Below are 22,028 nucleotides of genomic sequence, written 5' to 3'. Positions count from 1 at the left end.
ATGCTCCGCTCTTTGGCCAGCGCCTTCGCGCACAATTTTCTCGGACATTCACCGCGCTGGTACAAGCTTTGTCTGCTGCTGTTTTTGGTCGTCAACCCACTGTTACTGTGGGTGGCTGGCCCGGTTGCAGCAGGATGGCTGCTGGTGGGTGAGTTTATTTTCACCTTGGCGATGGCGCTCAAGTGTTACCCGCTGCTGCCCGGCGGGTTATTGATGATCGAAGCCTTGCTGATGAAGATGACCAGCCCGCAGGCACTGTATGACGAACTGCTGCACAATTTCCCGGTGATCCTGCTGTTGATGTTCATGGTCGCAGGCATCTACTTCATGAAAGACCTGTTGTTGTTCCTATTTTCCCGTCTCTTGCTCGGTGTGCGCTCGAAAAGCATCCTCGCGTTGATGTTTTGCTTCTTGTCAGCGTTTCTCTCGGCATTTCTGGATGCGCTGACCGTGACGGCAGTCATCATCAGCGCTGGGGTTGGCTTCTATTCGGTCTATCACCGGGTCGCCTCGGGCAACAATCCACGCGAACCGATTGCATTCAACGATGATCAGAGCCTGCACACCGATCACCATGCCGACTTGGACCAATTCCGCTCGTTCCTGCGCAGTTTGTTAATGCACGGCGCAGTCGGTACGGCACTCGGCGGTGTCTGCACCCTGGTTGGCGAGCCACAGAATCTATTGATCGGGCATGAAATGGGCTGGAATTTCAGCCAGTTTTTCCTGTATGTCGCACCTGTTTCACTGCCAGTGTTGGTGGCCGGACTCGTGACCTGTGTGTTGCTGGAAAAACTGGGCTGGTTCGGCTACGGCGCCTTGTTGCCCGTCAGCGTGCGCAAGGTGCTGGCTGACTACGCAGCTCAAGATAATGCCGAACGAACCAACGACCAACGCGCAGCCTTGATCGTGCAGGGGCTGTCAGCGCTGATTCTGATTGGCGGGCTGGCGTTCCATATCGCCGAAGTGGGACTGATCGGCCTGCTGGTAATTGTGCTGATCACGGCGTTTACCGGGATCACCGAAGACAGCCGCATCGGCGAGGCATTCAAGGATGCAATGCCCTTCACGGCCCTGCTCGTCACGTTCTTTGCTGTCGTCGCGGTGATTCACGATCAGCAACTGTTCACGCCGCTGATCCACTGGGTGCTGAGCCTGCCGCCCGAGCAACAGCCAGGCATGCTATTCATTGCCAATGGCCTGCTGTCGGCTATCAGCGATAACGTGTTCGTTGCCACCATTTACATCACCGAAGTGAAGCAGGCGTTTATTTCCGGGCACATGAGCCGTGAACACTTCGAGGCACTGGCTATTGCAATCAACACCGGGACCAACCTGCCCAGCGTTGCCACACCGAATGGTCAGGCAGCGTTTTTGTTTCTGCTGACTTCGGCGATTGCCCCCCTGATACGCCTGTCCTACGGGCGCATGGTCTGGATGGCCCTGCCCTACACCGTGGTCATGGGCCTTTTGGGTTGGTACGCGGTCAGCTATTGGTTGTAGCAGCACAACCGCTGGCTCGTGCCTTGGCCGGGCACGCCGTGCGGTGCAGGTTCAGCGCCGTGTTGATAATGCCGATGTGACTGAACGCCTGAGGGAAGTTGCCGAGCATGCGCTTCCCCAAGACGTCATATTGCTCAGCCAGCAACCCAACGTCATTGCACAAGCCGCACAATCGATCAAACAACGCGCGGGCCTCAGCATGACGGCCCAGCAGCACATATACATCGGCAAGCCAGAACGAACACACCAGGAAGGTCCCCTCGCTACCGGAGACCCCATCCTGCGTCCGATCACTGTCGTAGCGCAGCAGCAGACCCTCTTGCATCAGGGCCTTTTCTATCGCGGCAACGGTGCCGATTACCCGAGGGTCATTTGCCGGCAAAAATCCGGTCAAGGCGATCTGCAACAGGCTGGCATCCAGCGCTGTCGAACCATAGGTCTGTACAAAACTGCCCAGTTGCGGATCGAAGCCATTGAGGCACACGTCCGCATGAATTTCATCGGCAACCGCACGGCAATGGCGCGCCAATGCGTGGTCCTCTTCGGTTTCAGCCACTTGGGCAGCGAAGTGCGCGTTGCGGTCGAAGGCAACCCAAGCCATGACCTTGGAATGGGTGAAGTGCCTTGGCTCAGAACGAATTTCCCATATGCCCTTGTCAGGCAGGTGCCAGACATTTTCCAGAAACGGCATGATCACCTTGATGATGGCCGTGCTGCGTGGCGGCCTTGGCAAACCACCTTTACTGGCCTGAGTCATGGCATCGGCGACCTCGCCATACACATCCAGTTGCATTTGCGTCGCCGCAGCGTTGCCGATTCGCACCGGACGTGAGTTTTCGTAGCCTCCGAGCCAAGGCAGCTCGTATTCCGGCAGACGCCGTTCGCCGCCCAGGCCGTACATAATCTGTATCTGTTCCGGATTGCCGGCCACGGAGCGCAACAGCCATTCCCGCCATGCGCTGGCCTCTTCGTAATAACCCAGGTTCATGAATGCCAGGAGGGTCATTGTTGCGTCTCGCAGCCAGCAATAACGGTAATCCCAATTCCGTTCTCCGCCCAACTGCTCTGGCAGTGACGTTGTCACCGCCGCGACGATGCCGCCGGTAGGCTCATACGTGAGTGCTTTGAGGGTGATCAGCGAACGCTTGACCTGAGCTGACCACTGGCCGACCTCCGGGCATCGATCAGAAAACTTCCGCCAGAATTGCTCAGTTGTTTTCAGCGCTTTTTCGCCGTCGATAACGGTATGGACTGGATGATTCGACGCTTGATGACTGAGGACGAACACCTTGCGCTGTCCAGCCTCGACCAGAAAGTCGCTGCCAGTGCGGTGATCCAGCGCATGCAATGCTGTCGGCGTGCGCAGCACCAACATTTCAGGCCCGGCAACAGCCGTCAGGGTATGCGGATCGCGCATTTCAACCCACGGCACACTGCTGCCGTAATCAAAACGTATGGACAGGTCCAGCTCGAACCCCACGCACCCTTCCAGTCCCACCACGATGCGTACCACGTTGCTGGCGGTTTCCGTGGGCATGAAGTCGATCAGCATGGCGCGCCCGGTGTCGGTCTCGAACAAGGTTTCGAGAATCAACGTGCCCTCGCGGTAGTGCCTTTCGGTGTGCTTGATCGGATCTTTCGGGCTGATTTTCCAGCGGCCGTTATCGCTATCACCCAGCAAAGCGGCGAAACAGGCTGGCGCATCGAATCGAGGGAAGCACAGCCAGTCCAGCGAACCGTCCTTTGTGACTAGCGCAGCAGTCCTGCAATTGCCGAGCAATGCATAGTCTTCAATCAGTGCGGCCATAGTAGGTATCCAAAAATTCAGGCTGGCAGAATGTAGCGTTTGATTGCCGTCGCCACGCCGTCCTCCAAGTTGCTGCCGGTGACGTAGTCAGCTTGGCTGCGCACGCTTTCCTCGCCCTGGCCCATGGCAATCGACAGTCCCGCCTTATGAAACATCGCGACATCGTTGCCCCCGTCTCCGATGGCGGCCGTGTGTGCCAGCGATACACCCACATACTCAGCCAATGTCACCAGCGCCGCGCCTTTGTTCGCCGCCACGGCGTTGACATCCAGGTAATACACTTGTGAGCGCGAGGCCAGCGCGAGCCCGGCGATGTGTGGATTCACTTGTGCTTCGAGACGTTTGAGTAACGCGTGATCGGCACTGGCGGCGACGATTTTGTCTATCCGGTCCAGGTAGGGTTCGAAACTGGGCACGAGGATTGGGTCGTAGCCCAGCGTACGACGTTCGTGATCAACGTAAGCGCCATTCGGATCGAGCAATAACCACTCATCGTCGGCGAATACCCAAACGGCACACGCGTGATCGGCAAACATTGCCAGGCTGGCGATAGCTGCCGCCTGCGGAATGCGGTGGGCCGACATCACACGGCCATCGGGGTGGGTAATCAAACCTCCGTTGAACGCCACGGTCGGCAGATCGATACCCAATGCTTCAACCTGCTGACGCATCGCCCTGGGCGGACGGCTGCTGGCCAGGGTGAACTGGATACCAGCCGCTCGTAATTGCCCGATGGCCTCGATATTTGCCGGGCTCAAACTGTGATCGGGGCGCAACAAGGTGCCGTCGATATCGCACAACACAAACTGGATGAGGGGTCGTCGTTGACTGTTCATCCGATGCTGTGCCATTCACGTCCGTCGCGGGTCAACAAGTCATCGGCACCAGAGGGCCCATCCTCACCGGCCTTGTACAGCTCGACGTTGCTGTTTTTGCTCCATGCATCCAGAAACGGCTGCACCGCACGCCAGCCATTTTCAATGTTGTCGGCGCGCTGGAACAAGGTTTGATCCCCCGCAAGGCAATCAAAGATCAGCGTTTCATAACCTGTGGAGGGCAGCATTTCGAAGAAATCCTTGTAGGCAAAGCCAAGCCGGATGCTTTCCAGTTCTAGCGTCGGACCCGGGCGTTTCGCCAGTAAATCGAAACCCATGCCTTCGTTAGGCTGAATCTGGATTTTCAGGTAATTGGGTTTGAGCCTTTCGATGTCGGTGTCGCGAAATTGTGCGTAAGGCGCCGGCTTGAAGCAGATGGCTATTTCGGTGTCGCGGACGCTCATGCGTTTGCCTGTACGCAGATAGAATGGCACGCCAACCCAGCGCCAATTGTCGATCATGACTTTTAAGGCAACAAAGGTTTCCGTAGTGCTGTCAGCTGCCACGTTGGGCTCTTCCCGGTAGCCAGCAATGCTTTTGTCGCCGATCGTGCTTTCGGTGTACTGACCGCGCACCGAATTAGCCAATGCCTCCTCCTCGGACCATGGGCGAATCGCACCGATGACCTTGGCCTTTTCCCCACGCACCGCGTCAGCACCAAAGGCGGCCGGTGGCTCCATGGCGATCATCGCCAACAGTTGGAACAAGTGATTGGGCACCATGTCCCGCAGCGCCCCGGTATGTTCGTAAAAACTGCCCCGGGTTTCCACGCCTACGGTTTCCGCAGCGGTGATCTGTACGTGGTCGATGTAGTGGTTATTCCAGAAGGCTTCGAATAAGCCGTTGGAGAAACGGCTGACCAGAATGTTCTGCACCGTTTCCTTGCCAAGGTAGTGATCGATTCGATAAATCTGTTTTTCCGTCATGACCTTGAGCAGGCAGGCGTTCAGGGCTTCAGCGCTACGCAGATCGGAGCCAAATGGCTTTTCAATCACCACACGCCTGAAATAACCATCGGGCTCCTCCAGCAACCCGGACGAGCCCAGGCGCTTGGCGACTTCGCTGAAAAAACGGGGTGCCGTGGCCAGGTAGAACACCGCATTCCCTGTGTTAGTGTCTTTGATCTTCTCGGCCATATCGCTATAGGTGGAGTCGTCGAGGAAGTCTCCCTGCACGTAGCTGATCCGCGAGGCGAGTTGACGCCACAGTTCCGGGTCCAGTGGCTCAGCCCCACCCTCGGCGACCTTGCCCGATGCTTCCTGGCGGATAAAGTCTTCGAGTTTTTTGGCGAAGTCGATGTCACTGATTGCGTTGTGGTCCACGCCGACGATGTGAATGCCACTGCCCAGCAACCCGTCCCGGCTCAAATTGTAGAGCGCGGGCATCAATAAACGTTTGACAAGATCACCGTGAGCGCCCAACAGAAACAAGGTCGTAGGTGGTGCAACCTCAGGCTTTTGTTTTGACTTGGAGTGCAGCAGCCCCATTATTTTGGTCCTTCTTTATGTCCGCCAAAACCAAAGCGCATGGCAGAAAGCAGTTTGTCACCATAGGTACTCTGCTGGCGTGAGCGGAAACGTGCAAACAGCGCGCCGGACAATACGGGCACAGGCACCGACTGCTCCATGGCCGCATCAATGGTCCAGCGTCCTTCGCCGCTATCAGCCACTGAACCGGAATAGGCCTCGAGTTGCGGATCGCTAACCAGCGCATCGGCGGTCAGGTCCAGCAACCAGGAGGATACAACGCTGCCGCGGCGCCAGACTTCGGCGATATCAGCCACATTCAGATCAAAGCGCTGTTCAGGCGCAAGGTTGTCGGAGCCTTTCGTTTTGAGAATGTCAAAACCTTCGGCAAACGCCTGCATCATCCCGTACTCGATGCCATTGTGAATCATCTTCACAAAATGCCCGGAGCCTGCGGGGCCGGCGTGAATGTAGCCACGTTCAGCCCGATCATCGGGAGCGTCGCGGCCTTTGGTCCGCGCCACCGAGCCATAGCCAGGGGCGAGGCTGTCGAATAATGGATCGAGACGTTGGACCACCGCACTGTCGCCGCCGATCATCATGCAGTAACCACGATCGAGGCCCCAGACGCCGCCGGACGTACCCACGTCGATATAGTGCAAATGCTTTTGCGTGAGGGCCTGGGCCCGGCGAATATCGTCTTTATAGAACGTGTTACCGCCATCAATAATCACATCACCCGCTTCGAGCAGTTGGCTGAGGACGTCGATGGTCTCTTCCGTCGGCTCGCCGGCTGGCAGCATGACCCACACTGCGCGCGGTTTCTCCAGAGCGGCCACCAGCGCGGCAATATCTGCAACAGCGGTAGCGCCTTCTTTGGCAAGGGTGGTGCGGGAGGCTTCATCCCAGTCGTAAACCACGGTTGAATGGCCCTTGAGCATCAACCGTCTAGCAATATTGCCGCCCATGCGGCCCAGTCCAATAATTCCAAGTTGCATGTGGTGGTGCTCCTTAATGCAAAGAAAAGGGAATGCCTCACCTGATAACCCGGCAGTACATAAAAGGTTAGTCCAGAGGGCTCGGACATAGTTCGCAACAGGCTGGGGTGTCGGGATGAGCCTGCCTGATAACGCGCGCTTCCGCGATCAGGAAACACTCATGACAATAAAAAATAAAAAAGTTCCATTCTTGCGAAAAATAAATCAGAATCGGCAGCGAGAGTGGTTGGCAAAGGTGGCTAAGGCTTGGATGATTACCGCCCCCCTCCCGCTAACGTTGTTGAAACACACCATTTGCGAGGTGAGCAATGGGTACATTACTAGCAGCACGTCCACCCCAGACCCTGTATGTCAGCATCCGTCGTGATGAGCTCAAGCAGCTGAAAGATGAACGCGATCAACTGCAGAATAAAGTCGCCCATTTGATCTTGCTGCTGCAAGAGTCTCAGCCTCTGCTGGCTGGACCCACTCACGGTCTGCAAGCCTGCAAATGACATCACTTTGCAGGCTCGCCGTAAGCCACGCACCACCCGATTGAAGCGCTGGTTTGATACTCACCTGGCAGGTCAGAGCTTCGATGAGTTGTACTGCACTAAAAGCCTGGTCAGTTTCGATTTCAAAGAGCGCCCTCGGCTCATCGGCGCCCCCTAAAAGGCTTGAACGATTTCAGCCTGATGCGGGGCAATCCCCCTGCGTCGATCGTACCTAAAGTGGTCCAGCAGTAATACTGTCCAAAGGCCTGCCAATCCGGCAGGCAATTCTATATTCCCCATACACGCTCATTTCCTTGCCGGCTCGACCTGAGTCACGAGCGAAATAATCTTCCGCGCTCAAAAAACAAACCATATCCGCCCCAATAAGCACCCACGGCGCACCGAGAAATGGCGCAGGCACTTCTATTTTCCTGGGTTAAATGTCCTTGAAATCGAGTGATTTTGTCTGGAAACCGAACCGCGTGGATAGATTGTCGAACAATCAGACGGACGGTATGGCGTCGATTTTGTACGTTTGCGTGCCCCATAAAAGCGCGATTCGACGGTTAAATGCGTTGTTATCTGCCACTTTGAGTGGTTAATCAAATGCCGCTGATCCGCAATCCAGACACCTGCGTAAAAAAAAAGTCGAAACTTTGCCCTCTGCCATGGGGTCATCATTAAAGAGAGCCTAAGCTATTGGCGTAACCCGAGTTTGGGCATTACCACCCGTCCTACTACCACGCAACCGGTAAATAGGTACCGATCTTGCGTAGTGCTTGTGTGCCCGGCCATAGGACATGGCCCATAACAACTCAAGTGCTGCACCAACACTGAATTGAATGGGAGAAAAAGATGATTAGCGCCGCTGCCAAAACCCAGAAGGGAGAGAGTTTTAACCAGCCGGCCAGCGAGCTGACCCATCTGCCGGTCTTCGCTTCGACTAGCGTTCCACTGCTGCAACTGCCGACTTCACAGCCAAGTATTACCCTGACCCACAGAAGAAAAGTTCTGTTCGTGACCTCAGAGTTGGCTGATCTGGTGAAAACCGGAGGTTTGGGCGATGTGTCTGCCGCACTGCCGCGAGCCATGCGCCACCTGCACGATGTACGCGTGCTGATTCCCGGCTACCCGCAAGTGCTCAACAGTGGTAACCCGATCCATGTCATCAGCGAGCTGGGCGGTCATGCAGCCCTGCCACCGTGCAAGATCGGGCGCATGGACATGAAAGACGGTCTGGTCATTTACGTGCTGATCTGCCCCGAACTGTACGAACGTGAAGGCACGCCATACGGTGATAACAACGGCCGTGACTGGCCTGACAACCATATCCGCTTTGCCCGCCTCGGCCTGGCCGCAGCCGACTTCGCCGCCGGCGCGGTAAAAACCCAGTGGTGCCCGGAACTGGTGCATGCCCACGATTGGCCTGCCGGATTGGCGCCGGCGTATATGCGCTGGCGGGGTCAGGCCACACCGAGCATCTTCACCATCCACAACCTGGCGTATCAAGGCACGGTCAGCACCGGCTCCAGCCGCGAACTGGGTATTCCTGACCAGGCGTTGGGCGCCGACGGCATGGAGTTCTACGGCAAGCTCTCATTCATCAAGGCAGGCATGGCTTATGCCAGCCACATCACCACCGTGAGTGCGACTTACGCCAAGGAAATCACCACGCCGGCCTTTGGCTGTGGTCTGGAAGGCTTTCTGCAAAGCAAGGCCAGGCAAGGACTGCTCAGCGGGATTCCAAATGGCATCGACGCCAGTTGGGATTCGGAAACCGATGAACACTTGATTTGCCGGTTTGCCCCAAACGAATGGCAGCGCAAGGAAATCAACGCCGACCATGTACGCGAGTTGTTCGAGCTTGAGCCTTCCACGGGTCCTTTGTTCGCTGTGGTATCGCGCCTGGTCTTCCAGAAAGGCCTGGACCTGACCATCGGTGTTGCCGAGCATATCGTCAATCAAGGCGGGCAAATTGCGATCATCGGTCGCGGCGAACCGGAGGAAGAGGATGCCATGCGCGCACTGGCCCTGCGTTTCCCGGGCCAGATCGGGGTGCGCATCGGGTTCAACGAAACGGATGCCCGACGCATGTTTGCCGGCAGCGATTTCTTGCTGATGCCTTCGCGTTATGAGCCTTGTGGCTTGAGCCAGATGTATGCCCAGCGTTTTGGCTCCTTGCCGGTGGCCCGTAAAACAGGGGGGTTGGCCGACACCATTGAAGATGGCGTGACTGGTTTTCTGTTCGAAGAATCGACTGTGGAAAGCTACGCCGAAGCGCTGACGCGGGCGATCAAGGTCTTCGCCAATCCTGAGCTGCTCAATGCCATGCGTTGCCGCGCCATGGCCGCTCCGTTCAATTGGCATAAGGCCGTGGAGCCTTACGCCGATCTGTACCAAGACCTGCTGAAAAAAAATGTAGGTGCTTCTGTTCACTATTAAAGGGGTTAACGGATGCCTCTGCGCACGGATAAAAACTGGCGCCACGGCGCCGTATTACTGGACCCTGAACACACCCGGTTTGCCCTCTGGGCACCGGATGCCTATTACGTCAGTGTCGAGTTCGAAAGCGGGCAGTCGCTGACCATGTTGCCGCAGGACAATGGCTGGTTTGTGTTGGAGACTCGCTGCTCTGCGGGCAGTCGCTATTACTACAACATCGATGGAGAAATGAAAGTCCCTGATCCAGCTTCCCGTGCCCAGGTGTCCGATGTGCATTCCGCCAGCGTTGTCGTCGATCCTTTGGCCTATTGCTGGTTGCACACTGATTGGCTAGGACGGCCGTGGCGGGAAGCTGTTATTTATGAACTGCACGTGGGGGTACTGGGTGGCTACGCCGAAGTCGAAAAACATTTACCCCGTTTGGCGGCACTGGGTGTTACCGCGATTGAGTTGATGCCCCTGGCACAGTTTCCTGGCGGGCGTAACTGGGGCTACGACGGTGTGTTGCCTTATGCACCGCAATCGACCTACGGCAAACCCGACCAGCTCAAACACTTGATCGACGCCGCGCACGGTTATGGCCTGATGGTGATACTTGACGTGGTCTACAACCACTTCGGGCCGGATGGCAATTACCTGGGCCAGTATGCCAAAGGCTTTTTCCGCGATGATGTGAAAACCCCTTGGGGCCCAGCCATCGACTTCCTACGCGAGGAAGTGCGCGACTTTTTCATTGATAACGCCTTGATGTGGTTACTCGACTATCGCTTCGATGGTCTGCGTCTGGACGCGGCACACGCAATCAATGATCCCACCTTCCTCCAGGACTTCGCCCGACGAGTTCGCGAGCAGATTGCCCCGTCCCGACAGGTCTGGTTGACACTGGAAAATGAATTCAACGAAGCCAGCTTGCTGGAACAAGCCTTCGATGCGCAGTGGAACGATGACGGTCATAACGCCTTACACGTTCTGCTGACAGGAGAAAGCGATGCCTACTACGCCGACTTCGCCCATGAACCTACCCAAAAGCTGGCCCGCTGCTTGAGCCAGGGCTTCGTTTACCAGGGCGAGAGTAATCGCCACGGCAATAGCAGAGGGCACTCCAGTGGGCATTTACCCCCTAGCGCCTTCGTGCTGTTCCTGCAGAATCACGATCAGGTTGGCAACCGTGCCTTCGGCGAGCGTCTGCCGCAACTGAGCGCCGGTCCCGCATTGCGGGCCGCCACGGTATTGCTCCTGCTCTCGCCCATGATTCCGTTGATGTTCATGGGCGATGAATGGGCCGCAAGTGAACCCTTCCTTTTTTTCACCAGCCACCATGACGAGTTGGCCGATGCCGTGCGTGAGGGCCGTCGCGCCGAGTTTGCCGACTTCCCGGCATTTGCCGATGAAGAGCAGCGTGAGTGCATCCCCGACCCAAATGCCCACAGCACGTTCGAGGCATCGCGCCCCGCCTACGAGACAATGCACCTGAACACGGACAAAGGCATTGATCATCAACGCTGGCTAGCGCTATACCAACAATTGTTGAGCATTCGCCATCGCGAAATCATTCCACGCCTGTCAGGTGCGCAGGCGCTGGACACTCACGTGCTGGACGAAGGAGCCCTTACGGCTCGCTGGCGTATGGGTGACGGCAGTGTCTTGCGCATCGACCTAAACCTCGGCGAGCGCCCGGTCAAGCTGGCCGCAGCTCATCGGGACACTCTTTTGTATGAAACCCTGCCTGGGGCGGCCGAACTTTCCCGGCGGGGAACCCTCAACCCCTACACGGCCATTGTCAGCCTGATAACGACTGATGTTTTGGAGGAACAGGATGAGTAATGAGCAACTGCATATTTTGGCTGCCCGGGCCGGGCTGTCTGTGGATTGGATCGATGCCAACGGGCGGCTGCAAACTGTCAGCCCTGAGGCGCTACGCAAGGTACTCGACGGCCTGGGCTACCCCGCCGAAAGTGCCGAGGATATTTGCATCAGCCTGCAACGCCTGCACAAGTCCAGTACGCCAAGCGCGGTCCCGCCGCTGCTGACGCTGGATCATGGCAGCCTGCTGGATTTGTCGACATGGTTCGCGCCAAAAACACCTTTCGTGTTAAACCTCGAAGACGGCACCACCGTCACTGCAACGCTGACGGATACAGCCCATCTGCCCGCCGTGGCACCTGTGGGGTATCAGCAACTGCGCATTGCCGGTCAACATGTGACCTTGGCCGTCGCGCCTGCAACCTGCTACAGCATGGCCATGGCGACCAACACTGACGTCCCTCGCGCCTGGGGACTGACCGTACAGCTGTATGGGCTACGTCGTCGGGGCGATGGTGGTTTTGGCGACATCCAGGCACTGGAAGCCCTGGCCCGCGCGGCCGGTGAACGCGGTGCCGATGCATTGGCTATCAGCCCGGTTCACGCCATGTTTGCCTGCGACACCCTGCGCTACAGCCCTTACTCACCTTCCAGCCGGTTGTTTCTCAATGCGTTATATGCATCACCCGAGACCATTCTTGGCGAACAAGCACTGCGCATGGCCATCAACGAGACCGGACTGGGCGCAGAGCTTGAGCGTCTCGAGGCATTGCCACTAATTGACTGGCCAAGGGCAGCTCAAGCCAAGTGGACGTTACTGCATGCATTGTATAAAAGCTTTTGCAGCGGAGCGCACCCGCTGTATGACGACTTCACCCACTTCCGCCATTGCGGTGGCGAAGCACTGGAGAACCATTGCCGCTTCGAAGCCTTGCAGGCCGAATGCCCCAAGCTTGGCATGAGTCAGGATTGGCGCGAATGGCCGGACGAATTCAAAAATCCCCAGAGCGGCGCCATTACGGAGTTCGCCGCATGTCATGGGGCGCAAATCAGCTTCCATGCATTTGCCCAATGGCTCATCGCGCGCAGTCTGGAGCGTGCGCAGGTGGCGGCCCGCAGCAGTGGAATGCGCGTCGGCCTGATCGCCGATCTGGCGGTAGGCGCAGACGGTGGCGGCAGTCAAGCCTGGAGCCGGCAGGATGAGCTGCTTTCGGCGCTTAGCGTTGGCGCTCCGCCCGACATTCTCAATCGCTCCGGGCAAAGTTGGGGCATTTCAGCGTTCTCGCCGGATGGCTTGAAACGCAACGGCTTTCGCGCATTTATCGAGATGCTCCAAGCCAACCTGGCCCACGCCGGAGGCTTGCGCATCGACCATGTCCTGGGCCTGCAACGGCTCTGGGTGGTACCTGTAGGTTCGCCACCCAGCGAAGGGGCGTACCTCAACTACCCGTTCGACGACCTGCTGCGCTTGTTGACCCTGGAATCCTGGCGGCACAAGGTCATTGTGCTGGGCGAAGACCTCGGCACCGTTCCGGACGGCTTGCACGACAGATTGTCGGCGCGGGCAATTCTTGGCATGCGCGTGCTGCTGTTTGAACAAGACAACGCCCACTTCAAACCCATTCTGCAATGGTCCGATCAGGCGCTTGCGATTACCAGCACCCACGATTTGCCCACCCTTGCGGGCTGGTGGCGCGAGCGTGATATCGACTGGAACAGCAAGCTTGGTCATATTGACGAACAGACCGAACGCAACTGGCGCGAAAGCCGGCAACGCGAACGCCGAGGCCTGCGGCAGGCCTTGAGTCAGGATGCAGCCAATTTCCGCGATGACTTCAGCGAAAGCGATCAAATCATTGATGCCAGCGTTCGCTACCTTGGTCACACCCGTGCCCCGCTTGTATTGCTGCCCATGGAGGATCTGCTGGGCGTCGAGGAGCAGTTCAATCTGCCAGGCACCATCGATAGCCATCCCAACTGGCGTCGGCGTCTACCCGGTGGCTGCGCCACGCTGCTTGAGGGCGACAGTGCCATCCGACGCCTGGCATTGCTGGCACAAGCACGCCAGGAAGCGGCGGAGCGGGACCGATGAACGCTCCACTCAAACCACTGAGAGCCACACAGCGCCTGCAATTTCACAAGGGCTTCACCCTTGATGACGCCGTGCCGCTGGTGCCCTACTTCGCCAGACTGGGCATTAGTCACCTCTATGCTTCGCCGCTGCTCAAAGCGCGCGCCGGTTCGATGCACGGCTACGACGTGGTCGATCCGCGCGTCATCAACCCGGAGCTGGGCGGCGAACCGGCGTTGCGGCGCCTGGTCAGTGCCCTGCGTGCGCAGGGCATGGGTCTGATCCTCGATATCGTGTCCAATCACATGGCGGTCGGCGGTGCGGACAACCCCTGGTGGCTCGACCTTCTGGAATGGGGACGTCGCAGCCCGTATGCCGACTTTTTCGACATCCAGTGGCACTCCCCGGACCCATTGCTGGAAGGTCAATTATTGCTGCCCTTTCTCAGCAGCGATTACGGCACCGTACTTAAGGCGGGCGAAATACCCCTGCGTTTCGATGCCGGGCAGGGTGCGTTTTACGTCGAGCATTATCAGCATTACTTTCCCATCAACCCGGCGACCTATGCGCCGTTGCTCAACGCGGCCAATGACCCTGAACTGAGCGAACTGGCGCAGCGCTTTGCGGTACTCGATCACTACCCGCAAGCGTACGAACGAGCCCGACAGGCGCGCGCAGAATTGGCGACGCTGGCGCAACAGACGGGTATCCAGCGGGCCATCGACCACGGGCTGAAACAGTTCGATTCGCGCACGCCAGAGGGCTTTGAACGCCTGCATGAGCTGCTGGAACGCCAGCACTACCGGCTGGCCAGTTGGCGTACTGCGGGAGACGACATCAATTGGCGGCGTTTTTTCGATATCAACGAACTTGGCGGACTGCGCGTCGAGCGCCCTACCGTGTTCGAAGCCACCCACGGCAAAATTTTCGAACTGATCAGCGAGGGTCTGGTGGATGGGCTGCGGATTGATCACATTGATGGGCTGGCCGACCCGCGCGGTTACTGCCGCAAGTTGCGGCGCCGGGTAGAAGGCTTGCTGGCTCAGCGTCCGCCTGCTGCGCCGTTGAGTCACCTGCCCATCTTCGTCGAGAAGATTCTCGGTCCCGATGAACAACTGCCCGAGGATTGGACCGTTGACGGCACCACCGGTTACGAGTTCATGAATCAGGTGTCGTTATTGCAGCACGACGCCAAAGGTGAAGCCCCTCTAGGCGAGTTGTGGAGTCGTCTCAGTGGACGTAGCGCCGACTTCAACCTGGAAGTGCTGGAAGCGCGCAACCTGGTGTTACAGGGCAGTCTGGCAGGGGACTTCGAAAGCGTTGCTCAAGCCATGCTGCAAGTGGCCCGTAGCGACCTGATGAGCCGTGATTTGACCTACGGTGCTATTCGTCGAGCGTTATTGGCATTGGTGGTCAACTTCCCGATTTACCGCACCTATATCAGCGCATGCGGACGCTCGGCCGAAGACGATCGATTCTTCCAGCAAGCCCTTGAAGGTGCCCGACTCAACCTCAGCGAAGCCGACTGGCCTGTACTTGATTACCTGCAATGCTGGCTCGGGGGTCAATCATGGCGTGCACTGCCACTGGGCCGCTTACGCAAGATTCATCGCCATGCCTGCGTGCGCTTCCAGCAACTGACGTCGCCCGTGGCAGCCAAGTCAGTGGAAGACACCGCCTTCTACCGCTCGGCGGTACTGCTCTCACGTAATGACGTAGGTTTCCACCCGCAGCACTTCAGTGCCCCGGCCACCCGTTTTCATGAAGCCTGTACCCGCCGCGCCGAGACGTTCCCGGACAATCTTCTGGCGACCGCCACCCATGACCACAAGCGCGGCGAAGACAGCCGCGCCCGCTTGGCAGTGTTGAGCGAATGCGCGGGCTGGTATGCCGAACAGGTTGAGCGTTGGCGACAATTGGCGATCCCCCTCAAGGATGAAGATATCAGCATCAGCGCCGGTGATGAGTTGATGCTTTATCAGACGCTGCTCGGCAGTTGGCCGCTGAATATGGAAGCCGAGCACGCATTCGAAGACTACGCCGAACGGTTGGTGACATGGCAGGAAAAAGCCCTGCGTGAAGCCAAATTGCAGAGCAGTTGGAGCGCGCCGAACGAGCCTTATGAAAACGCATGCCGGAGCTTTCTCAATCGCGTGCTGTTGGCACCGGAGGGTCTGGCCTTACGCCAGTCGGTCGGCGCCACTGCGAACCGTATCGCAACCGCTGGCGCGCTTAACAGCCTGACGCAAACGCTGTTGCGCATGACGGTCCCCGGCGTACCTGATCTGTACCAGGGCACTGAGTTCTGGGACTTCAGCCTGGTCGACCCTGACAACCGTCGCCCCGTGGATTACGCCGCTCGGGTAAACGCTCTCGAACACACCCTGAACGCCGATGCACTGTTGGCAAACTGGCAGGATGGGCGAATCAAACAAGCCCTGATCACCAAGGTACTGAATGTGCGCGCTGAACACTCAGCGCTTTTCAGCCGGGGGAGCTATATTCCTTTGCGCGTGGTCGGTCTGTGTGCCGATCAGGTCTTGGCGTTTGCTCGAGTTATCGACGGACACCGTGCCATCGTTGTAGTCCCCAGAGTGAGCAGTGAACTATTAGGCACTGCCCAAACTCCATTGATCAATGCGAGCAGTTGGGGCGACACGCAGGTCATGTTGCCGTTCAAGGGCTCAGATCATTGCTGGAAGGGACTTTTTTCAGGGACAGTAGTTACAACTAACAACGCGCTGATGCTCAGCGCAGCGCTCAAGAGTTTTTCTGTAAACCTGTTTATTCAAACTGCGTAATACCTAGGAGTGTCGAGATGAGTGCCGACGAAAAACGAATCCGCGATTTTGCCTATCAAATCTGGGAGTCCGAGGGTAAACCTCACGGTCAGGAAGCACGGCATTGGGAAATGGCCCGCAAACTGGCCGAGGCCGAGGCGTTGTCGCCGAACAAAAAAGACGTGAGCAAGACGGTTAAGCCCAAGCTGCCAAAAGTTGACGGTCCGGGCGATGCCAAGCCTGCTGCGCCCAAAGCCGCCTCTAAATCAGCGGCCAAGCCTACCTCACCCCCGACACCGAAAACCACGCCCGCGAAGAAACCAAAATCGCCGGGCAAGCCCGCTGGGGCCTGATATTCCTGGGTGCCGCAACGTGTACTACCGCAGCAGTCGCTTTAAACCCGGCCATTGACTGCGGTAGCTCTAACAGGTGACCTACATACATCGGAGCGCTCTAAGCTGCGGTGGCGGCTTTGACCGCTTTCAAGAAATCATCCGACGTCAGGAATGAATATGAGTACACCGCACGCCAAGACCCCGAAAGAGAACGTTCAACACGCCCCTAATCAAAAAGCCCATGAAAGTGACGTAAAGCCAGAAGACGTAAAGCCAGAAACTGTTGTGTCGCGAATCCGTGAAGGGCTGCCCTTCCCGCTCGGCGCCAACTGGGATGGTCTGGGCGTAAACTTTGCGCTGTTCTCGGCCAACGCCACCAAGGTTGAGCTGTGCCTGTTCGATGCCGCTGGCGAAGTCGAACTGGAACGCATCGAGCTTCCCGAGTATACCGACGAAATTTTTCACGGTTATCTGCCCGACGCCCACCCAGGGCTGATCTACGGCTACCGCGTGTATGGCCCGTATGACCCGCAGAACGGTCATCGTTTCAACCACAACAAACTGCTGATCGACCCCTATGCCAAACAACTGGTTGGCAAACTGAAATGGTCTGAGTCGCTGTTTGGTTACACCATCGGCCACCCGGATGGCGACCTGAGCTTTGACGAGCGTGACAGTGCGCCTTTCGTGCCGAAAAGTAAGGTAATCGACCCTGCCTATACTTGGGGTCGCGACCAGAGGGTCAGTGTGCCGTGGGACCGAACCATCATTTACGAAACCCACGTGCGTGGCTTCACCATGCGCCATCCTGCGGTGCCTGAGGAGTTGCGCGGCACCTTCTCCGGGCTCATGGTCAATGAAGTCATCGAGCACATTCGCAAGCTTGGCGTCTCATCGGTGGAATTGCTGCCGATTCACGCGTTCGTCAATGACCAGCATCTGCTACAGAAAGGCATGACCAACTATTGGGGCTATAACAGCATCGCCTTCTTTGCCCCTGACCCACGCTACCTGGCCCACGATAAGATCGCCGAGTTTAAGGAAATGGTCGCTCACATGCACCATGCCGGCCTTGAAGTGATCCTCGACGTGGTTTACAACCACACTGCGGAAGGCAACGAGCTAGGCCCGACTCTGTCGATGCGCGGTATCGACAACGCCTCCTACTACCGTTTGATGCCCGACGACAAACGCCTCTATATCAATGATTCCGGCACCGGTAACACCCTCGACCTCAGCCACCCCTGCGTGTTGCAGATGGTGACCGACTCGTTGCGTTATTGGGCGACAGAGATGCACGTCGATGGCTTCCGTTTTGACCTGGCGACGATTCTTGGCCGTTATCACAACGGATTTGATGAACGCCACAGCTTCCTGGTGGCCTGCCGCCAAGACCCCGTGCTGCGTCAGGTGAAGATGATCGCCGAGCCGTGGGACTGTGGTCCCGGTGGTTATCAGGTCGGTGGTTTTCCACCTGGTTGGGTGGAATGGAACGACAAGTTCCGTGACACCGTACGTGCGTTCTGGAAAGGCGACGACGGCCAGTTGGCCGACTTCGCTGGCCGCATGACTGCCTCGGGCGAGATGTTCAACCAACGCGGGCGTCGACCTTATGTGTCCGTCAACTTCATCACCGCCCACGACGGTTTTACCCTGCACGATCTGGTGTCTTACAACGAAAAGCACAATGAAGACAACGACGAGGACAATCAGGACGGCAGCAACAACAACCTGTCCTGGAACCATGGCGTCGAAGGCCCCACCGATAATGCGGAAATCAACGAGCTACGCTTGCGGCAGATGCGTAATTTCTTCTCTACACTCCTGTTCGCTCAGGGCACTCCAATGGTGGTTGCCGGGGACGAATTCGCCCGCACCCAGCACGGCAATAACAACGCCTATTGCCAGGACAGCGAAATTGGCTGGGTCAACTGGGAACTGGATGACGACGGCAAGTCGCTGCTGAAATTCGTACGGCGCCTGATCAAGCTGCGCCAAGCTTATCCGATCCTGCGCCGTGGTCGTTTTCTGGTCGGCAATTACAATGAAGAAATCGGCGTGAAGGATGTCACTTGGCTGTCTCCAAACGGCTCTGAGATGTCCGTTGAACAATGGGAAGACGGTAACGGTCGCTGCCTTGGCATGTTGATGGACGGCCGCGCACAAGTCTCAGGCATTCGTCGCCCCGGCCAGGACGCCACGCTGCTGTTAGTGGTCAATGCGCACCACGACGGAGTCAATTTCACACTACCCAAAGTGCCCGAGGGCATCTCCTGGACATGCCTGATAGACACCAATCAGCCCGACAACCATAGCCATGGGGAGTTGCCATTCGGCACGGAATACACAATCACGGGGCGCTCCCTGCTGCTGTTCGAACTGCAACGCGAAGAGCAACCATGAGCCAGGCGTTGGGCAAGGACGTACAGACGCGCTGACAATCATAGACGAACGCTGTACCCGGGCGGCCTCTACTGGCCGCGCTCGGGCAACCAGCATGCAGTCAAGGCGTTGGCCATCCGCCGACAAGGATGTGAAACCTGTGAGCGAAAATCTGATCGTGGGCAGTGGTGCCTCTCGCCATGCCTGGAAACATTCTAAACACTTGGCCGAACTGCCCGTCATCAGCACCCACATGCTGGTGCCGCCCGGTTCTCGCGCCGTGATCATTGCGCCTCATCCCATAGACGAAGTGCTGGGCTTTGGCGGCCTGATGCAACAACTGGCGCAGTTGGGAAGGCCACTTCAGTTGATTTCGGTGACCGACGGCAGCGCCAGTCACCCTGGGTCAAGCAGTTGGCCAGTGGCGCGTTTACGTGTGATCCGCCCGCAAGAAAGCGCCGAAGCCCTGCATCGCCTGGACCTGCCACTGCACAGTTTGCAATGGATTCGTGGCGGTTTTACCGATAACGCTGTCGCTAAACAGGAGGACGCACTCACCGATTTCATTCGACGCTATCTGCGCACAACTGACGTGGTGTTCACCCCATGGGATCACGACGGCCATTGCGACCATGATGCGGTGGGCCGCGCGACTGCTAAAGCGGTTGAGTCCGCAGGAGCACGATGCCACGAAGTACCGATCTGGGCCTGGCACTGGGCGCAACCGGAGGACGACCTTATCCCTTGGCAACGTGCGCGCAAGATTTTGCTGGACCCTGCGACGGTGGCCCGTAAACGGCATGCCGCGCACGCATTCGCCAGCCAACTGCAAGATGATCCCGAGACGGGCCTGGTACCAGAGTTAGCTACCCCGGTGCTGGAGCGCCTGCTGCGACCTTTCGAAGTAGTGTTTCTATGAGTTGCGACGAGCGCTATCACCCTCGCCGCTTACGCGTCACTCCTGATGCGCCGTTTGCAGCCCTGCAGGACTCGGCTGACTCAGTGTGTCACTGAAAAAGCGCACGGCGTCGGCGCTCAGGCTGCGGTGAATATCGACTCGATCGACACCTTCGGCATCGGTACACAGGCCTGGAGTAGTCACTTGTTGCTCATCCGTACACGGTGCCAGGAACACGAAATGCCCTGCCCCGGGCAACAGCTTGAAACTCGGTGCCTGAGGCAGTTTGCGCGCCAGGGCTTCGGCATTTTTGTCCAGGGCCAGCAATTGATCCCCGTCACCGCTGTAGAGCAGCACGGGTACATGGACGTCAGCCAAGGTATGGCGGCCAAACATCAAGCTCAATGGCGCCATTAGCATCAACGCCCCTACACGTGGGTCCGCTTCCGCACGTAAATCGTCCCGATCAGCAATCAGCTCGCCCTGCCTCGTACAAGCATCGCGGTCCATTGGACGTTCAGCACAATATTTACGCAGGCGTTGCAGATCAGGTTGAGCACCCGCCAGGATCAACGCGGTTTCACCACCGGCGGAGTAACCAATCACGCCAACGTGCCGCCCATCTACATAAGCAGAAAGCATGGGGTCCATGAGCGCAGCACTGATGGCTTCGGATATTTGCAATGGCCGTCCATATAAATTGCTAAGACTACCGAGACGGCTGTGGTCCTTATAGTTGTCACCAGGGTGAATCACTGCAACCACAACAAAGCCTTTACGCGCCAGAGAAGTTGCCAGGTCATGCAGCGCCAACGGGGTACCGGTGTTGCCGTGGGATAGCATTAGCAGGGGAAAACGCCCCATGGCGATCGTCGCATCTTCACCGGCAGCAATCTGATAGCCATCGACTTTGCTGATTTTTTTTGAGTCAGTCGATGGATAGAACGCAATCGCGCTCATCGGCTGCAAATCCAGCGGATCAAGAAACGTCAGGCGATGAAATCCCGCGCTCCAGTGAGTACCTGCTTCGACTTGCACCGAAATCAGGCTCCCAAGCAGACATACCAACATAACCGCACAAAGACGCACCATCGCAAGGCCCCACCTTTGTAGATCCGAGTAAGCGAACGGTGAAGTCCGCTGCGGGTTGCAGCGCTCTACACCGATCCGCGCTCCCGGCGCCGATAGCTATAAGAGTAGCTGCTCGACAAACTAGTGCATAAGCCGAGCCACATACTAAAAAACATGAAACGAGATCTAAAATGACCTTTTGCCTGTTCAATAACTAATAAGTGCAATCTTACTTTGATTGCAGTCCGCTTACCCGTAAGGAAATCGTCAAAGATGAAGGTTTGTCGCAATGACGCTCGTGATTGGCGCCAAACGCAAAAAAACCTGCAGCCCTTACGTCATGACGCAGGGCTGCAGAGTTTCTGGTGTGCGGTGTTGCCCCGTTCAGGGCAACGATCAAGCGGTGGCGAACAACGCTTCGCTGATGTGCATACGGGCTGAAGCCATTGCGTTGGCGCGTGGTTCGTCACCGTACGCCAGGCCATGGGCGAACACGAATTGCAGATCAGTCACACCGATGAAGCCAAACAGTACCTTGAGCAGGTCCTCGTGACCAACGCTGGTCGGCTGGCCAACGTGCAAGCCACCGGCAGTGGAGACGATGATAACTTTTTTGCCGCCGCACAGGCCTTCAGGCCCGGTTTCACTGTAGCGGAAGGTACGGCCAGCGACAGTCACCCGGTCGATCCAGGCCTTGAGTTGGCTTGGAATGGTGAAGTTGTACATCGGCGCGCCGATCACTACCACGTCAGCGGCCAGGAACTCCTGCAGAGTGGCTTCGTTCAGGTCGACGTCAGCCTGCTGCGCAGCATTGCGAGCTTCACTTGGCGTGCCGGCAGCGGCAAGACTGGCAGCGGAAAAATGGCCCAACGCATCACTGGCCAGATCGTGGTAAGTCACTTGGCCGTCAGTTTCGACTGCCTGCCAGGCCTGAACGACGCTTTGGCTGAGTTGGCGAGAAGCAGAGTGGTCACCAAGGATGCTGGAATCGAGGTGCAGAAGTTTCATAGGGCTCTCCAAGTAGGGATCGCCGCCGGGCGATCAAGTGCGGATAATCCTACAGGGCAAACCAATTCCTGATTAGTCAGCGTAAATGCGATAGATTGTCCTATGTATAGAACAGT

Annotated in this window: 15 protein-coding genes; 9 read left to right on the top strand and 6 right to left on the bottom strand. The window is 57.5% G+C overall.

Annotation, left to right across the window (positions count from 1 at the left end):
- Positions 1 to 1,503: a sodium/proton antiporter NhaB gene (gene nhaB / locus RHM55_RS01600; RefSeq protein ID WP_322179206.1), complete on the top strand. Its 1,503-nt coding sequence runs from the start codon at positions 1 to 3 to the stop codon at positions 1,501 to 1,503.
- On the opposite strand, the gene RHM55_RS01595 is transcribed toward nhaB, so the two are convergent.
- Genes RHM55_RS01595 through gnd form a run of 4 tightly spaced genes read right to left on the bottom strand, consistent with a single transcriptional unit; the run spans position 1,487 to position 6,649 of the window.
- On the bottom strand, positions 1,487 to 3,310 hold the full coding sequence (locus RHM55_RS01595) for a glycoside hydrolase family 15 protein (RefSeq protein WP_322179205.1): 1,824 nt from the start codon (positions 3,308 to 3,310) through the stop codon (positions 1,487 to 1,489). The genes nhaB and RHM55_RS01595 overlap by 17 nt on opposite strands.
- A 17-nt stretch (positions 3,311 to 3,327) precedes the next feature.
- Positions 3,328 to 4,146: an HAD family hydrolase gene (locus tag RHM55_RS01590; RefSeq protein ID WP_322179204.1), complete on the bottom strand. Its 819-nt coding sequence runs from the start codon at positions 4,144 to 4,146 to the stop codon at positions 3,328 to 3,330.
- Positions 4,143 to 5,672, bottom strand: coding sequence for a glucose-6-phosphate dehydrogenase (zwf, locus tag RHM55_RS01585; protein WP_322179203.1), 1,530 nt, complete (start codon positions 5,670 to 5,672; stop codon positions 4,143 to 4,145). The genes RHM55_RS01590 and zwf overlap by 4 nt, the downstream gene beginning before the upstream one ends.
- Positions 5,672 to 6,649 carry a phosphogluconate dehydrogenase (NAD(+)-dependent, decarboxylating) gene (gene gnd / locus RHM55_RS01580; protein WP_322179202.1) on the bottom strand — a complete coding sequence of 326 codons (978 nt, stop codon included), beginning with the start codon at positions 6,647 to 6,649 and terminating at the stop codon, positions 5,672 to 5,674. Before gnd ends, zwf begins: the two co-directional genes overlap by 1 nt.
- A gap of 308 nt (positions 6,650 to 6,957) precedes the next feature.
- Here gnd and RHM55_RS01575 point away from each other — a divergent pair, with 308 nt between their 5' ends.
- The 8 genes from RHM55_RS01575 to RHM55_RS01540 all read left to right on the top strand — a co-directional run bounded on the left by RHM55_RS01575 (position 6,958) and on the right by RHM55_RS01540 (position 19,854).
- Entirely contained in the window at positions 6,958 to 7,143 is a 186-nt protein-coding gene (locus RHM55_RS01575; protein WP_322179201.1) for a DUF6026 family protein, read from the top strand.
- An 834-nt stretch (positions 7,144 to 7,977) separates the two neighbouring features.
- Positions 7,978 to 9,564: a glycogen synthase GlgA gene (gene glgA, locus RHM55_RS01570; RefSeq protein WP_322179200.1), complete on the top strand. Its 1,587-nt coding sequence runs from the start codon at positions 7,978 to 7,980 to the stop codon at positions 9,562 to 9,564.
- Positions 9,565 to 9,576: 12 nt separating this feature from the next.
- Positions 9,577 to 11,388 carry a malto-oligosyltrehalose trehalohydrolase gene (gene treZ / locus RHM55_RS01565; protein WP_322179199.1) on the top strand — a complete coding sequence of 604 codons (1,812 nt, stop codon included), beginning with the start codon at positions 9,577 to 9,579 and terminating at the stop codon, positions 11,386 to 11,388.
- A complete protein-coding gene (gene malQ, locus RHM55_RS01560) occupies positions 11,381 to 13,459 on the top strand; it encodes a 4-alpha-glucanotransferase (RefSeq protein WP_322179198.1) in 2,079 nt (692 codons plus the stop codon). Before treZ ends, malQ begins: the two co-directional genes overlap by 8 nt.
- Positions 13,456 to 16,239 (top strand): malto-oligosyltrehalose synthase, encoded by a 2,784-nt coding sequence (locus tag RHM55_RS01555; protein ID WP_322179197.1) that lies wholly within the window; start codon positions 13,456 to 13,458, stop codon positions 16,237 to 16,239. The genes malQ and RHM55_RS01555 overlap by 4 nt, the downstream gene beginning before the upstream one ends.
- A gap of 17 nt (positions 16,240 to 16,256) precedes the next feature.
- Positions 16,257 to 16,571, top strand: coding sequence for a DUF2934 domain-containing protein (locus tag RHM55_RS01550; RefSeq protein WP_322179196.1), 315 nt, complete (start codon positions 16,257 to 16,259; stop codon positions 16,569 to 16,571).
- Positions 16,572 to 16,730: 159 nt separating this feature from the next.
- The gene (gene glgX, locus RHM55_RS01545; RefSeq protein ID WP_322179195.1) at positions 16,731 to 18,956 is read left to right on the top strand and encodes a glycogen debranching protein GlgX; all 2,226 of its coding nucleotides are present in this window, start codon (positions 16,731 to 16,733) and stop codon (positions 18,954 to 18,956) included.
- 139 nt (positions 18,957 to 19,095) lie between these two features.
- Positions 19,096 to 19,854, top strand: a complete 759-nt coding sequence (locus RHM55_RS01540; RefSeq protein ID WP_322179194.1) for a PIG-L family deacetylase — start codon at positions 19,096 to 19,098, stop codon at positions 19,852 to 19,854.
- Positions 19,855 to 19,890: 36 nt separating this feature from the next.
- Here RHM55_RS01540 and RHM55_RS01535 read toward each other — a convergent pair whose 3' ends face one another.
- Together RHM55_RS01535 and RHM55_RS01530 are read right to left on the bottom strand one after the other, a co-directional pair.
- Positions 19,891 to 20,925: a dienelactone hydrolase gene (locus tag RHM55_RS01535; RefSeq protein ID WP_322179193.1), complete on the bottom strand. Its 1,035-nt coding sequence runs from the start codon at positions 20,923 to 20,925 to the stop codon at positions 19,891 to 19,893.
- A 375-nt stretch (positions 20,926 to 21,300) separates the two neighbouring features.
- Positions 21,301 to 21,912, bottom strand: a complete 612-nt coding sequence (locus RHM55_RS01530) for an FMN-dependent NADH-azoreductase (protein WP_322179192.1) — start codon at positions 21,910 to 21,912, stop codon at positions 21,301 to 21,303.
- Positions 21,913 to 22,028: the final 116 nt, after the last annotated feature.

Origin of the sequence: Pseudomonas sp. MH9.2, from assembly GCF_034353875.1 — a bacterium.
Taxonomy (GTDB): Bacteria; Pseudomonadota; Gammaproteobacteria; order Pseudomonadales; family Pseudomonadaceae; genus Aquipseudomonas.
This window is presented reverse-complemented; position numbering and strand designations above follow the sequence as displayed.